The sequence below is a fragment of the Candidatus Protochlamydia sp. R18 genome (assembly GCF_000648255.1).
Classification (GTDB): Bacteria; Chlamydiota; Chlamydiia; order Chlamydiales; family Parachlamydiaceae; genus Protochlamydia; species Protochlamydia amoebophila.
Window position 1 is genome coordinate 1 of record NZ_BASL01000737.1, and the last position, 14002, is coordinate 14002.

The 14002-nt window shown below is 33.9% G+C and carries 14 protein-coding genes and 1 pseudogene; 6 read left to right on the top strand and 9 right to left on the bottom strand.

The window, feature by feature from the left end; genetic code table 11:
- From TY19_RS14195 to TY19_RS08390, 3 genes and pseudogenes are all read right to left on the bottom strand, one after another.
- Positions 1-123: pseudogene (locus TY19_RS14195) on the bottom strand (IS5/IS1182 family transposase); the annotation flags it as partial.
- A gap of 749 nt (positions 124-872) precedes the next feature.
- A complete protein-coding gene (locus TY19_RS08385; protein WP_039358375.1) occupies positions 873-1400 on the bottom strand; it encodes a hypothetical protein in 528 nt (175 codons plus the stop codon).
- Positions 1390-1869, bottom strand: a complete 480-nt coding sequence (locus tag TY19_RS08390) for an Asp23/Gls24 family envelope stress response protein (RefSeq protein WP_042281730.1) — start codon at positions 1867-1869, stop codon at positions 1390-1392. The genes TY19_RS08385 and TY19_RS08390 overlap by 11 nt, the downstream gene beginning before the upstream one ends.
- Before the next feature lie 398 nt (positions 1870-2267).
- Here TY19_RS08390 and TY19_RS08395 point away from each other — a divergent pair, with 398 nt between their 5' ends.
- Complete coding sequence (locus TY19_RS08395) at positions 2268-2744, top strand: GYF domain-containing protein (protein ID WP_042281733.1); 477 nt, start codon at positions 2268-2270, stop codon at positions 2742-2744.
- 149 nt (positions 2745-2893) lie between these two features.
- Here TY19_RS08395 and rpsN read toward each other — a convergent pair whose 3' ends face one another.
- Positions 2894-3199, bottom strand: a complete 306-nt coding sequence (gene rpsN, locus TY19_RS08400; protein ID WP_011176152.1) for a 30S ribosomal protein S14 — start codon at positions 3197-3199, stop codon at positions 2894-2896.
- A gap of 10 nt (positions 3200-3209) precedes the next feature.
- Positions 3210-3347, bottom strand: a complete 138-nt coding sequence (gene rpmJ / locus TY19_RS08405; RefSeq protein WP_011176151.1) for a 50S ribosomal protein L36 — start codon at positions 3345-3347, stop codon at positions 3210-3212.
- A gap of 325 nt (positions 3348-3672) precedes the next feature.
- Between rpmJ and rpmH the strand changes: the two genes are divergently transcribed.
- Positions 3673-3810: a 50S ribosomal protein L34 gene (gene rpmH / locus TY19_RS12920; protein ID WP_075882930.1), complete on the top strand. Its 138-nt coding sequence runs from the start codon at positions 3673-3675 to the stop codon at positions 3808-3810.
- A 53-nt stretch (positions 3811-3863) separates the two neighbouring features.
- Positions 3864-4166 (top strand): ribonuclease P protein component, encoded by a 303-nt coding sequence (locus tag TY19_RS08410; protein ID WP_042281736.1) that lies wholly within the window; start codon positions 3864-3866, stop codon positions 4164-4166.
- A 143-nt stretch (positions 4167-4309) separates the two neighbouring features.
- Here TY19_RS08410 and TY19_RS08415 read toward each other — a convergent pair whose 3' ends face one another.
- Positions 4310-6049, bottom strand: a complete 1740-nt coding sequence (locus TY19_RS08415) for a hypothetical protein (protein WP_042281739.1) — start codon at positions 6047-6049, stop codon at positions 4310-4312.
- Between the two features lie 480 nt (positions 6050-6529).
- Between TY19_RS08415 and TY19_RS08420 the strand changes: the two genes are divergently transcribed.
- The gene (locus tag TY19_RS08420) at positions 6530-8536 is read left to right on the top strand and encodes an ATP-dependent helicase (RefSeq protein WP_042281742.1); all 2007 of its coding nucleotides are present in this window, start codon (positions 6530-6532) and stop codon (positions 8534-8536) included.
- 56 nt (positions 8537-8592) lie between these two features.
- Here the strand turns inward: TY19_RS08420 and TY19_RS08425 are convergent, their stop codons facing one another.
- Positions 8593-9213 carry a thioredoxin family protein gene (locus TY19_RS08425; protein ID WP_042281744.1) on the bottom strand — a complete coding sequence of 207 codons (621 nt, stop codon included), beginning with the start codon at positions 9211-9213 and terminating at the stop codon, positions 8593-8595.
- Between the two features lie 239 nt (positions 9214-9452).
- Between TY19_RS08425 and TY19_RS08430 the strand changes: the two genes are divergently transcribed.
- Together TY19_RS08430 and TY19_RS08435 are read left to right on the top strand one after the other, a co-directional pair.
- Positions 9453-9917, top strand: a complete 465-nt coding sequence (locus TY19_RS08430; protein WP_042281745.1) for a hypothetical protein — start codon at positions 9453-9455, stop codon at positions 9915-9917.
- Between the two features lie 68 nt (positions 9918-9985).
- A complete protein-coding gene (locus TY19_RS08435) occupies positions 9986-11347 on the top strand; it encodes an amino acid carrier protein (RefSeq protein WP_042281747.1) in 1362 nt (453 codons plus the stop codon).
- 240 nt (positions 11348-11587) lie between these two features.
- Here the strand turns inward: TY19_RS08435 and pgsA are convergent, their stop codons facing one another.
- Both pgsA and TY19_RS08445 read right to left on the bottom strand, forming a co-directional pair.
- Positions 11588-12205: a CDP-diacylglycerol--glycerol-3-phosphate 3-phosphatidyltransferase gene (gene pgsA / locus TY19_RS08440; protein ID WP_042281749.1), complete on the bottom strand. Its 618-nt coding sequence runs from the start codon at positions 12203-12205 to the stop codon at positions 11588-11590.
- 102 nt (positions 12206-12307) lie between these two features.
- A complete protein-coding gene (locus TY19_RS08445; protein WP_042281751.1) occupies positions 12308-13810 on the bottom strand; it encodes a glycogen synthase in 1503 nt (500 codons plus the stop codon).
- Between the last annotated feature and the right edge of the window lie 192 nt (positions 13811-14002).

Below are 14002 nucleotides of genomic sequence, written 5' to 3' on the forward strand. Positions count from 1 at the left end.
CCCACAAAAAACATCATAAAGATCTATCTTTCGGGGACGTGTTTTCTTTCGGATAGATTCAAGGATTGGCTTGATTTTATCAAATTGTTCTCTAGAAATATCACTTGGATAAGAATGCGTCATTATTGCCTACAAATTTTTTTTGAAAACAATTATACACGATTAAAAGATTTTAAACAGGTTCTAAGATGATTGGTTATAGCGCTGGCTTGGTTTTCATTCATTTGTGATGAAAGTATTCCTTAGACTGGCCCTTATCAAAACAAGCAATGACTTTTAAATCAAATTTTTTACTCAGAAAACAAATAGTTATAATTATAACCATTTTAATTAGAATAAGCTGATTATCTGGAAAGCATGAATGAATGCCTTACTGGGAAAGGCGGATGATTAGATGGATCTAGATTTCCAAAGGTTTCCTAAAATTGGAATGGTAATGCATTAACAATTTAATCAGCGTTATGGTTAGGATGGAGAAGTTGGCTGAAAAGCTATAGAAATTAGAAAAAAGTCAAGACAAAGACAAGATATATTCGCCTATTGTAAATATCAGGAGCGAAATTAAATCTTCTTGTGGCATTAACATTGATCTAGGAAAACAGGTAGATACGGTTGAAAGCGAGCTTACAAAGTAAGAGAAAAAAAACCTAAAAAAAGCCTTAAAAAATAAAAGAAAAGCAGAACAGCAGACATACTAAATATTTAGCTTCTACTTCGAGGTTGTTAAAACCTCTTCAATAAATAGTTTGACTAAATTAAAATTTTTAATTGGGAATGATTATATGACTAATATTAGGTAATGGTAAATCAGCTACAACACTTATTTAAATAAAAAAATGATTTTATTAAACAATAATTTTAATAAATTCTAATTATTTAGTTCCAAGATTTCTATTAAAGCTAGCTATTAAATGAACTTCGTGTGGATAGCCAAGAACTTCTCCAAAAAGATAGGAGAAATCCCGATTAATTTTTTCTAAAACATTTTTTTGATCTTCTTCAGGCATGGCGGGTAGATCTGCGGCTACTTGAAGAAAGTTTTTACGAATCATGAGCTGAAAAGGGACCTCGCTTTGAGAAAATTGCTCTTTCCAATAACTCTTCAAGTATTGCTCGATTAAATTTTCATCAATAGAAATCGAACGATTTCCTGTTTTAATAAATGTATAACGGTGCTTGGTGCTAATCGCTGTGTAAATAAATATTGAAAGACCTATCAGAGCAAAGCCAAGCCCAAATAGTGATAAGATTAGGGTGTTTTCTGTTAGAAAACGGATAATTGCATTTTGAAGAAGTTCGGACCAAGGTAACGCAATACTGAATACACCAACAACAAAAAAGAAAGCTCCAAAAATAAAGCTAATAGCTACGTAGAAAAAACGTTCAAATTTAAAATTCATCGGAATAATCTTCATCTAAGTTGGTTCCCATTAATTTGGGAGGACCTTGTGTAAAACTTTGGCTTAATTTCTGTGCTTGTTCAGGAGAAATGACATTTTTAAACACGACATGAACAGAGGAAACGTGTAGGCCTGTTAACTTTGTGATTTCTTCTGCAATTTTTGTTTGAATTTCTTCGGCTTTTTCTGGAATTGAGGTTCCAAATAAAATGTTTACTTCTACTTTAATATTTACGGATTGATTTTTATCATCTTGTTCGGCGTAAATGCCTTTTACACCTTCAGCAATACGGCCTAGAAGATGATCGATATAATTTCCCTCAACTAGACTAATTCCATCAATTTGTGCAAGACATTGCAAAGCAATAGATTGAAAAACTTTATCTTCAATATCTCGAATAAAAACTGTTTCTGGAAGTTCAAATTCTTTTGTATCCACTTTCTTTTTATCAACTTTAGGGTCTATCATGAACTTTTTCCTTGTAGCAATTAGATCCGCTTCATTTACGTATCAATTGAGCATATTTGTATAAATATAATTTTTAAAGTAGGTTTTGTTGGTTGATTTAACCTTTTAACCTATCATTACATCTCATTAATTTGATGCAATCTAGGTTGCAACATTAGCAGTTAAATTTTAATCTGACTAGTCCTTTATCATTTAAAAATATTATTTATAATTTTATTCAAAACTTTTTTTATAAGTAGGCAAATTAAAGATGCTATGATAAATTTTTTGTGAAAAATGATGTGAGGTGTTAAGTTCAAAAAATAATCACCACTCTTGTAGACTTCTCTGCAGATTTTGAAAGTTATCTCAGCGAATTAAAAGGAGAATTTAACGATTTTATAAGTAAAGGTTTGAGAATGCCTCAATTAGACGCAACACAAATAATGACGAGTTTTGTTTTATCTGCAATCATTGGCTATTTGACAGGGTATTACGCAGATCAAAAAGGAAGAGATTTTACTACCTGGTTTATCCTTGGATTGCTGTTTAATTTCTTCGCAACAATCCTATTATTTTTTCTTCCCTCTATCAAGAAAGAGGAAAATATTAGGCCAACGATGACTATTGCAAAACCAGATCCTGCTATTTCTATTTCACAGCCACAACAACCCATTCCCCCCCCTAATTGGAAAGAGGAAGAAAATAAATTGTGGTATTATTTAGATCAAAACCATGAACAAGTTGGACCTGTTAGCATCATTGCTTTACGGAATTTGTGGAATAGTGGGTTATTGGGATTCAATAGCTATGTTTGGGCTGAGGGAATGGACCGATGGCAAAAAGTTGATCAACTGACTAATCTCAAAGAAGCGTTAAGCAAACATAGCCTTTAAATAGGCTTAAAGTTTAATTTGTTTATGCAAAGAATTAAAAGTAAGCCTCAATTTTTTTTAAAAATTATTTACAGATTAAATTGAGGGATAAAAAAAGGATGACAAAAGTCATCCTTGAGAATGCAGATTAAATTCTAAAGAATAGGGGATTACCAGCTTGACTTAGTCACACCTGGAATCATTCCCATAGAAGCTAGTTCTCTAAATGTCAAACGAGAGAGCTTAAACTTACGCATAAAGCCACGAGCACGGCCAGTCATTTGGCAACGATTTCTTAAACGTATAGGGGAAGAATCACGCGGCATTTTGTTAAGCGCGATGCGAGCTTGCTCTCTTTCTTCTTCGCTAAGATTTATGTTGTAACTTTTTTCGCGGAGCTCTTTTCTTTTATCCCATTTTAATTGGACGAGCCTTTCGCGGCGCTTTTGCTTTTCTACCGATGACTTCTTCGCCATGTTTTATTCCTTATTTTTTACGGGCTGGGCCTTTCTGGCGCTGTTTGCGATTAGGATCTTTTTTGTTAATAACATACAAACGACCACTGCGACGAACAAGTATATCGCCTTTAGAAGGATCAGCTTTGATCGATGCTTTGACTTTCATGAGAATTCCCTATTGAGTTAATCAGTGAAGGTTATAAAGTAAGCATTGTTTATAAATCAAGGTTCAATTTTATTCAAGAATTTTCTCAATCAAATAAGGCTTAAAAAGCGTTTGTTGGTGAATGGCTGAAATTAAAATTCTAATCAAGCTAAAGCTTACCATTCAAGGATAAAAGAATAAGAATGTTACCTTTCTGTTAAATACCTATAAAGAATTATTCCTTGCAATTATTCTTAAAAATCAATATTATTCTGGCCATGTTTAAACGTTTAAAAGCAAGCTAAGCTTTTATTAACATTGAATTTAAATTTAAGGAAATTTAGCCGTGAAGCGTACTTATCAACCCAGCAAACGTCGCCGTTCTTCTGAGCATGGCTTTTTGAAAAGAATGAGCACAGCCAACGGACGTAAAATTATTAGTAGACGTCGTAGACATGGACGTAAACAATTAACACGCGTTTAACTTATCGTTTTCCTAAGTCAATGCGCTTGCGTACGCGTAAGCAGTACCAGCGCATGGCTAATGGATCTTCTCGGTACATTGGACGATGGATTATTTTAGATCTTCGTTTCAATGATCGCTCTCACTCTCAATTAGGAATCACAGTCACACGCCGATTTGGTAAAGCTCATCACCGAAATCGATTTAAAAGAATAGTTAGGGAAGCTTTTCGCCTTTCCTATCATACATTTCCTCAAGCACTTCTTTTAAATGTTAAACCTCGTACACTTGCTCATCAAGCTAAAATGCAAGATATTCAAGCAGAATTAATAGAATTGATCGACCAAGCTTACAGGCACTATCAAAAATTAAGTTAAGTCATTGAATGATGGTTGATTAGATGAAGTTTAAAGCATCAAGACATTAACTTTTTTAAGATTTTGAATGCCATAAATTTAGTATTAGCAATTTCTGTACTGAAAAAACTTTAAAGTTTTTTCAGTACCGGTATCAAACAAGATTAATCAAAGCGTCTTTGAAGGAATAAGAAATTGATAATAAAACGCCACCAGGGTTGAGCAGGAGGTGTAATCTCTGCTTTGAACCAACATGTTCTGTGTTTAATTTCAACTGTAAGATTAGCCATTTGTTGTCTAAACGTTTTTAAACAACTTTCAATTTTTTTAACATTTGAAAAACACTTAATCATGTTGCTTTCCAAACTAACTGTTCTCTCTTTGAAAGTATTTTGCACCACACTAAAACTAGATTGTAACTCAAGAAATTTCAAGTAATCTTGTTTAAGCAAATTTTTTTCTATTTCGGGGGTTGAAATGTGCGCTAATGAAGAGTGTATAGTCACTCGTTCTTGAAGAGCAACAAGACTGTTTAAAAGATCAGCCCCTTTTTTTAATTCAGCTGATCTAGAATTATTTCTTCTTACGTTAACAGTCACTCTTTCTCCCTCCATAATTTTATAGCCGCTTAAAAGCGTTCTGAGATTAACTAATCTTTTCTCAATTTTTTTCTGATAAGCCCTGATCATAGCAATCTCAAATTTTCGTTGAGCCATCTGGCTTGGCAAAAGTTCAGTGTTTGTTTCTGCTTCTAGTTCACGAAGACGCTGTGCTATTCTTCTTTGATTTTCATCGTAGCATCTACTTTGTTTTTTCATTCTGTTAAAATGCAGGTAATAACTTTCACATCTAAATTGGTCTGCAGATTCACCCTCTAAAGATTTTAATGTTTTTTGATGAACTAAAATTTGCTCTTCTAATTCTGCAAGTTTAGTGTTTATTGTAGTTACAATTTGAGTTACTTCATGTGAAGTGCGAGGTGGAGAATTTTCTGGAAGTCTGTTTAAATCATTAAGAGAAATTTTTAAATTAAGACGTCGTTGTTCTAGCAATTTAAACACTGTTTCTGCGCGGTGAGCAATCCCAAAATGAGGGACAAACCACCCTCTAGTATTGCCTTGGTGTATTTCTTTTAAATGCATTTGCTCTGTTTGCATCTTTTCATACTGAATTCTATAAACATCTTTTCTTGTTTGCATTAATTCTTCTATTCTAAGAGATTGTTCAGTTAAAACTTCGTAAGAGGCTTGATCTTGCTCCTTTATTTGGCTGTAGGCCTCTCTTTGTAAGATCGATAATCTGCTCGCATCTAATTCATAAGACTTATTTTTTTGGGAAACAGCGAGAGCAAAACTGGCTACCATTCCAGATAGACATGTCAAAAATGACATCGTAATAGTTTGGCTTCTGTCAGAGGTATTTCTAATAATTTGTTCCATTTCTGCTTGATCCTCAGGAGTAAACCAAGTATTTAAACGAATAGGAGTTTGCCTTTCAATAAACGCCATAATCTTAGTTGCTAATGTTTGGACTAAAGGACCTTCAGCTTGATGAGAAACATGAGCTAAAATTAAAGGAGAAGTAGGAGCAGAAATTGGATCTGCTTCAACAGATTGCTCTGCTTCGCTTGTGGGAATCGCAGAAAAATTACTTGTGCTATCTGAATGAGTCTCTCTAAATCTGTTTTGAGGGGGAGTCCCTGAATTTTGAGTCATTGGCGTAGGAGAAATTTGAGTACATAAAATGCCATTTGCGCGAGGAGAAGCTTCTGGTAAAGGTAAGGGAGAAATGAATGGAGGAATAGGGGGATGGGGTGGGATTGCTAGATTTTGACTTGATTGTTCTCCTTGTAGATTTGTTCCATCGTGAGTAGTTGATGATGATCTTAAATCTACTATATGCATAAAAATAACTCCTTGTTTGATTATTGGAGACGGAAATCTTATTAACTTTTTTGTTTTTAAAACGTCCAAAAAATAATTTTTTAACAAGTATAAGAATCGACTCTTTCCTAGTTTGTTAAAGCAGGAAAAAGACAAGCGATCATTTGTCAGTTTTATATCCAGTGTTAGCTAATTAAGAAGCTCTAGCTTGTGTAAATATAAGAGCAAAAGGTCGTTAGGGGGGTGAGCAGATATCAAATGTGCATCTAATCCTCTGTTTACTTTAAACTAAAATTATTTGTTAAGAAAATTTTTATTTAAATCAATTACACATTATTAAGTATTTAAAAATGAGCGGATTAAACGATTAAGATAATATTTAACCCTTGTTAAGAAAACGGCTGTTGTTAATAAAAGACCGATCTGTCAACCTTTTGAATTGTTTTTGGTAAACTTAGTCCTTATCTCATATGTAAATGAGCAAAATTAGAAATTGTATCGATGGAAAAAGAATTAGAAACTTTAAATCCAGAGCAGAAGCATGCAGTTAAGCTCATTAATGGAAGAGTATTAATTTTAGCTGGAGCTGGAAGCGGAAAAACTCGCGTGTTAACAATGCGAATGGCTTATTTAATTCGTTATTTAAATGTTTCACCCAGAGCTATTTTAGGCTTAACTTTTACAAATAAAGCGGCCGCAGAAATGCGTCATCGATTGGCAAATTTTGTAGATTCAAAATTAGCCAAGCAAGTGACCTTGTGCACATTCCATGGATTTTGTATGCAGATTCTGCGCCAAGACATTGCCAAGCTTGGTTATACAACTAAATTTAGTTTGTACGATGAACAAGATGTGCAACGATTAATCAACATGATTGTTCGCGATATTTTGCAGCATGAAGGGGAACTTCCCTCTTTAACTTCTACGCTCAACGCCATTCGACATGCAAAAAATAAAGGAATTTCTCCTGAAAATATCGAAATTTCTGAGTCAAAATGGCACAATTCATTTGTTCAAGATGTTTATCGCCGTTTACAAGCAAGTATGAGAGCATATAATGCTGTCGATTTTGACCATCTTTTAAGTTTGACTGTTGAGTTGTTCGAACGATTTCCGGATGTTTTAGAAGCTTATCAAGAACGATTTCGCTATATGATGATTGATGAATATCAAGACACGAATCCGATTCAATATCGACTTGCCTCTTTACTTACTTCTAAATACCAAAATTTATGTGTTGTTGGTGATGACGATCAGTCTATTTATGGTTGGCGAGGTGCAGATGTTAAAAATATTTTAGAATTTGAAAAAGCAACTGTCATTAAATTAGAACAGAATTATCGCTCGACAAATTTTATTTTAAAAGCTGCAAATGCAGTTATTGATCACAATCAATATCGACATAAAAAAAAATTATGGAGTGAGAAAGGAGAGGGACATCCTATTGAGGTCTTTCATACACCGAATGAGCTAGAAGAAGCTCAAGTAGTAGTTAAAAGAATTGTAAAAATGAAAGAGAGTTTAAATTTACAGTGGAAAGACTTTGCCATTTTATATCGATCTAATGCTCTATCTCGTCAATTTGAAACGGCTCTCATGAGACAGGTTTGGAAATTTCAGAATCGGTGGATTCAAGGAATTCCTTATGAAATTTTTGGAGGCACAGAATTTTATGAACGAAAAGAAGTTAAAGACTTATGTGCTTATTTGAGATTAATCATTAATCCGGCTGATCAAGAAGCTCTGCTACGAATTGTGAATCAACCAAGAAGAGGAATTGGCGAAGATAGCTTAGATCTATTGACGACACATAATAGGCAGTTTCAAAGGCCTCTTTGGGATGTTTTAAAAGAGGTTGCAAATCAAAAAGGGGAAGGAGCTAAATTAATTTATCATGGAAAAGCCTTTAAAGGAATTTGTGAGTTTACTCATTTAATTAGCGAAGCAAAAAAACGGTTCCAAGAAGGTAATTTAGCAGAAAATTTGAAATGGCTAATAGAGCAAATAAATTATCAAAAAGCCATTAAAGAGGAAGTGAAAAGTCAACAAATGAGGGACTTTAAATGGGAAAATATTCAAGAATTTGTTTCTTCTTTAGCTGAATTTGAACAGCAGGCACAACTCAACCCCGAATTAGAAAGCTCTTTAGAAAATTTTTTGGGAAATATGTATGTAGATAATAAATTTAATCAATCGACAAAAAATAATCGTCATGAAGACCGCGTAAGTTTACTTACATTTCATAGTGCAAAAGGGCTTGAATTTCCAGTTTGTTTTTTAGTTGGTATGGAAGATCATATCATTCCACATGAAAAAAGTATGAAAGAAACAGGAATCGAAGAAGAAAGAAGATTGATGTATGTTGCAATTACTCGTGCTCAGCAGCATTTAACAATAAGTATGGCTCAGCAACGTAAACGTATGGGTAAGGATATGGCTAGTCGCCCATCGAGATTTTTATTTGAAATTCCGAAAGAGTTATTGAAAATGACGGACTGGAGAAATTAAAAAAATAATTCTGAATCCTGATTTTTTTATCGTGATCCAGAATCAACTTTAAATAATTATCGATAATAAGTGTTAAAGTGGTTCATAGAACCCGAGAATTGGCCTGGATTGAGTTTTTGTAGTAATTCGTTGATATAAACAGCAGGCCCACCAGCTTTGTAATTAACGGTAAACAAAAGTTGTCCACTTGCGTTGATCACAACAAGAGTGGGGAATGCATTGATGTTATAGCGTTGTAATAAAGTACTATATGGAGATGACATAATAGCATCTTCACCATAGTCTGGAAATTCGGCTTTGAAGAAGATAAATTGATTGCCCACACCTTGTGCAAATTCAGGCTTAGTTAACACCTCTTTTTCTAATTTCATGCAAGCTGGACACCAATTTGTGCCTGTAAATAATAAAATGATGGGTTTTCCTGTCGACTGAGATTGGGCAACAGCTTCATGATAATTTGTTATCCAAGTCAAAGAGTGTTCATTAAGGTTTTGTGAGCCAAAATGACGAGAAGATTGATCATAGGTTTTGCTTTGATTCATTTGTCCCTTTGTCGTTGGCTGGGCATATGTTTGATTAGGGTAAGCCTGCTGATTGGAGGGAGATTGGCCAAATAAGGGGATAATAGCAGTTAAAGTTAAGGTGCCACTGATTAAGAAAGTGGTTATTTTTTTCATTTTTCATTCCTTTCTTGAATTTATGCTTAATGAATATTAAAATATTGGGCTAAATTCTTATTTTATTGCACAATTAGACCAAAATTAAAATCGATTAAAAATAGCAATGTTGTGTAGACCTATGGGTAATGGGCTTTAATTTTGATTAAACTTAAATCAGTATCATTTTGCAAAAAAGAAGAAAGTCATGTTTTGTTTGCTATTTGTTCAAATTCCAACTTAAGGCAATTAACTCAATAATGCAACCTTTTCCTCCCACTGTTATTATTCGACATCGGCTTGAAAATCTAAAAAAATGTAGTTTGCGTGGTTTGGAAACAAGAAAAGATTTTGTTTTTTTGAAATATCCTTATGAAAAATTACCAGATTTACAAGGATATATTATTTTATCAGTCAATGCTCCACCTCTCACTAATGAAGATTGTAACAGAGGATTACTTGTTTTAGACGCGACCTGGCGTTATGCAAGAAAGATGATACAGCCATTTGAAAATCAAACAAATTATCTATACCGAAGTCTACCGCATCATTTTCGGACAGCTTATCCTCGTTATCAGGATGATTGTCCAGATCCAGAGAGGGGACTTGCATCAATAGAAGCTATTTATCTGAGCTATTATTTAATGGGGCGCTCTGTTTCAGGTTTATTAGATTTTTATTTCTGGAAAGAACAATTTGTTCAAATAAATAAACTAATTAATTGACTTTTAAAACAAAAGAAATAATAATTTTATTAAAATTGTTTAATTATTAAATTAAAATTAGGCGATAAATGCTTACAGCTTTAAGTAGTCAATTAGATCAGCTGGAAAATATTCTATGGACTTATGCAGGAGTTCCCATTGTCATATTGTTGGGGCTATATTTATCTTTAAAATCAGGTTTTTTTCAAATTCGACATTTACCCACCGTTTTTAAGACATTTTTCAGTTTTATGCGACTACGCAGTTCAGAAAATCAACATGGTGTTCATCCTCTCAAAGCTTTTTTTGCTGCAGTAGGTGGATGTGTAGGAATTGGTAATATCGTGGGGATTTGTACAGCCGTTCAACTTGGCGGGCCTGGAGCCTTATTTTGGATTTGGATGACTGCTTTAGCAGGGATGATTTTAAAATATTCAGAAGTTTACTTGGGTTTGCGCTATAGAGTTCCCAATGCAAGTGGGGGATATAATGGGGGACCTATGTATTTTTTGCAAAAAGTCTTTAAAACTAGCTGGATTCCTAAACTTGTTTGTGTATTGCTGTGTGTTTACGGAGTAGAAGTTTATCAATTTAGTGTCATCTCCACTAGTATTACAACAAACTTAGGCATCAATCCTTATTTGGTAACAGCGACCTTACTGATGCTTGTGGTTTTTGCGGGAAGTGGAGGAGTTCGTCGGGTAGGAACTATCTCAAGTACGAGTTTACCAGTTTTTGTTGTGATTTATGTAGGAATGGGAATGTGGGTATTGTTCAATAATCTTTCCGCTTTACCTACAGTAATTCAGCAAGTATTCACTTCTGCTTTTTCAGGGCATGCCGCTATTGGAGGGTTTGCTGGAGCTGGAATTATGAGTACTATGTCGTATGGAATTCGAAGAGGGTGCTATACAGGTGATATTGGAGTGGGATATGCATCTGTCATTCATAGTGAAACTAGCGTGCAAATTCCAGAAAAACAAGCCTCATTAGCTATTTTCGATATTTTTCTCGATACATTTATAGTTTGTACAACCAGTCTTTTCTTGATTTTAACCACTGGATTTTGGCAGGAACCCATAGAGGCAGGTCTCTTAGTTCAACTATCTCTAGGGCAATATTTCCCTTATATGCATTTTTTCATGCCTATTTTTTTGTTTATGCTTGGTTATAACACAATCAATGCTTATTTTTGTGTTGGATTAAAATGTGCAGAATACCTCTCACCTAAATTTGGCCGGGGCGTCTATTATATTTACGCGATGGTAGCCTTAGTTCTGTTTTCTTTTATGGGAACAAGCCAAGCACAAACAGCAATGGCTATTGCTGGTGTTTCTTTATTGATTATTAATGGGTATGGAATTTTCATGCTAAGACATGAAATTTCATTCAATCTTGTGAGAGAAGAGGCACGTTTATCTGAAAGCCATCCCCTTGCAGAAATTTCGTAACTAAAAATTTGATGTTTCTTACTTCTGAAATTGTTATTTAATTTATAGAGGAATTATTTTTTTGAGGAATATCCAAAAAGTTGTCTTACGCAAATAAGGGAATTGGAGTCATAATAACTTTATTTCAAATTATCATTTGTTGAGATGATTTCCAATTAGATGAGTATTTTGTTCTCAACAGAATAATCTATTCATTTTTAATGTTTATAAATCAACTGTAAAAAGGAAATTTTTCGAGATTTAATCAATTAAATCTCGTTTTAGGCTATTTTTAGATGTCAAAAGCTTCATAATATATTGTTTATTGGCATAGACATATTCTACACCCGAAAGTAAGGAATAAAGAGCGGCTGCTAATACAACTATCATGCTAATATATTGTAGCGAATGAAGAGGTAAATAGCCCAGCGAATAAGGAATTAGCAAAATAATGACAGTAAATGAAGCTAGGGCTTGAAAGACAGCTTTAATTTTACCGCTAGGTCTAGCAGCAAGTGCGAATCCTTTTAAAGCACAAATAGTTCTTAAAGTGCTTACAACAGAATCTCTATAAATAAAAATAAAAATCAAAAGCATGGGAAGCTGGACAGGAGGAAGTGTAAAAGTTAGAAAAATTGAAATTCTATAGATGCTGTCTGCCATAGGATCTAAAATTTTACCCAGATCCGTAACTTGATTATATTTACGTGCAAGATATCCGTCACAGGCATCAGATAATTCTGAGATACCTAAAAGGAAAAGTAAAATATAAGGCAAAGTTGTCATTTGGATATTTAAAAACTCATATTCTAAATAAACCAATAGAAAAATGGGGCTAATAAAAATACGAAAAAAAGTCAGACAATTAGGAATACTCAAGATAATCTTCCTTTCAACCATCGCTGATAGTTATATTAGAAATCCAAAACTCAGACGAGAAAGGGAGAATAGCTATATTTTTGTATTAATTCAAGAGTCCCTTTAATTTTTTGCTGAGATAGCTTGATAAATTTTCAGATAACAATCTGAAGATTGATTCCAGCTAAAATCCATTTTCATTCCATTAAGCATCAACTGACGCCATTTTTCAGGTTCTTCAAACCAACAATGAATAGCGCGGTCGATGGCAGAATCTATTCCATTAGCATCCGGATTGTCAAAAACATATCCATTTTTTTTATCAGGTTGTTGATCTGTATGATCGACGTCGATAATTGTATCAGCTAATCCTCCTGTGCGACGAACAATGGGAACAGTGCCATATTTAAGAGCAATGATTTGTGTAAGGCCGCAAGGTTCAAAAAGTGAGGGAACAATAAACATGTCAGAGCCCGCATAAATGAGATGAGCAAGTTCTTCGCTATGATGCAAAATTAAGTGAATATGTGGATGGTCGGTGTATTGATGCTTTAAACGATGAAATTCATCATTAATACTAGGGATAGGACTTGAGCCTAGTAAGATAAACTGTCCTTTTTTTTCAACGATATGTCTAATCGTATGTTTAATCAAATCGATTCCTTTTTGTGGGACAAGTCTAGTTATGCATCCAATAATAGGTCTATGTTCCTCGGCTAAATAAAGTTTTTCTCTTAAAAATTTTTTGATAAAACCTTTTTTATCAACGGTATTTCGATCTTTTTTATTTTTAGGCATTTCTCTTAAAGAATAATGAGCGGGCAAAAATCGATCAATTTCTGGATTCCAATAAGAGTAGTCAATTCCATTTAAAATCCCTTTGAATTTATGCTGATATTCTACTAAGGTGGCTTCAAGTCCTCTTCCTTCCTTCGGTGTTAAAACCTCTTTTGCATAATTAGGAGATACAGTGGTTACGAAATCTGAATAAACGATGCCGCCCTTGAGCAAATTAATTAAATGAGGGTAGAGATTGTCTTGCATAAAACTATGTTGCTGATATCGATTGCCATCGAGGCCAATGTAATTCAAATCATGTGCTGCACATTTTCCCTGATATTCCATGTTGTGAATTGTAAACAATATTTTTGGTTTTGTGTACCCAAGCTTTTGATACATGTCTTTGTACAGAGGCGCAATAACAGCTGTTTGCCAATCATGGAGATGAATAATATCCGGCAAAATAGACTTTTTATACAAAAACTCTAAAGCTGTACGAGAAAAGTATAAGAAACGTTCGAGATCATCTTCACAACCATAAAAGCAGCCGCGATTAAAAAAGAAGCGGGGGTGATGGGGTTCAATAAAATAAACTTTTAAATTTTCCACCCATCCCATCCAAACTGTATTGAAAAACCATTCTCCATTATAAAATGAGGGGAGTTCAAAATAATCCACTGTCAAGTCTCGGATTTGCTCGCTATCCATGCAATCATACTTAGGGATAATGATGTCAACATCATGCCCTTTCCAAGATAACTCACGGCAAAGACCTAGAACAACGTCTGCTAATCCTCCAACTTTAGCTAAAGGGGCAAGTTCTGAGGCTATATGAATGATGTGCATGACAAGCTCCGATTCTGAATTAGCATTTTCATTGAATTTTAATATTTTTTACTTTCTATTGGCAGTTTAGTGTTGGTTATTTCAATCAATAACGGATAATGATTAAATATTTCCACAAACAAATATATTTTTGAAGTTTAGACTTCGAATATTTGATTTAGATTTTTATCGAAATTTGTCTATCTCTGAATT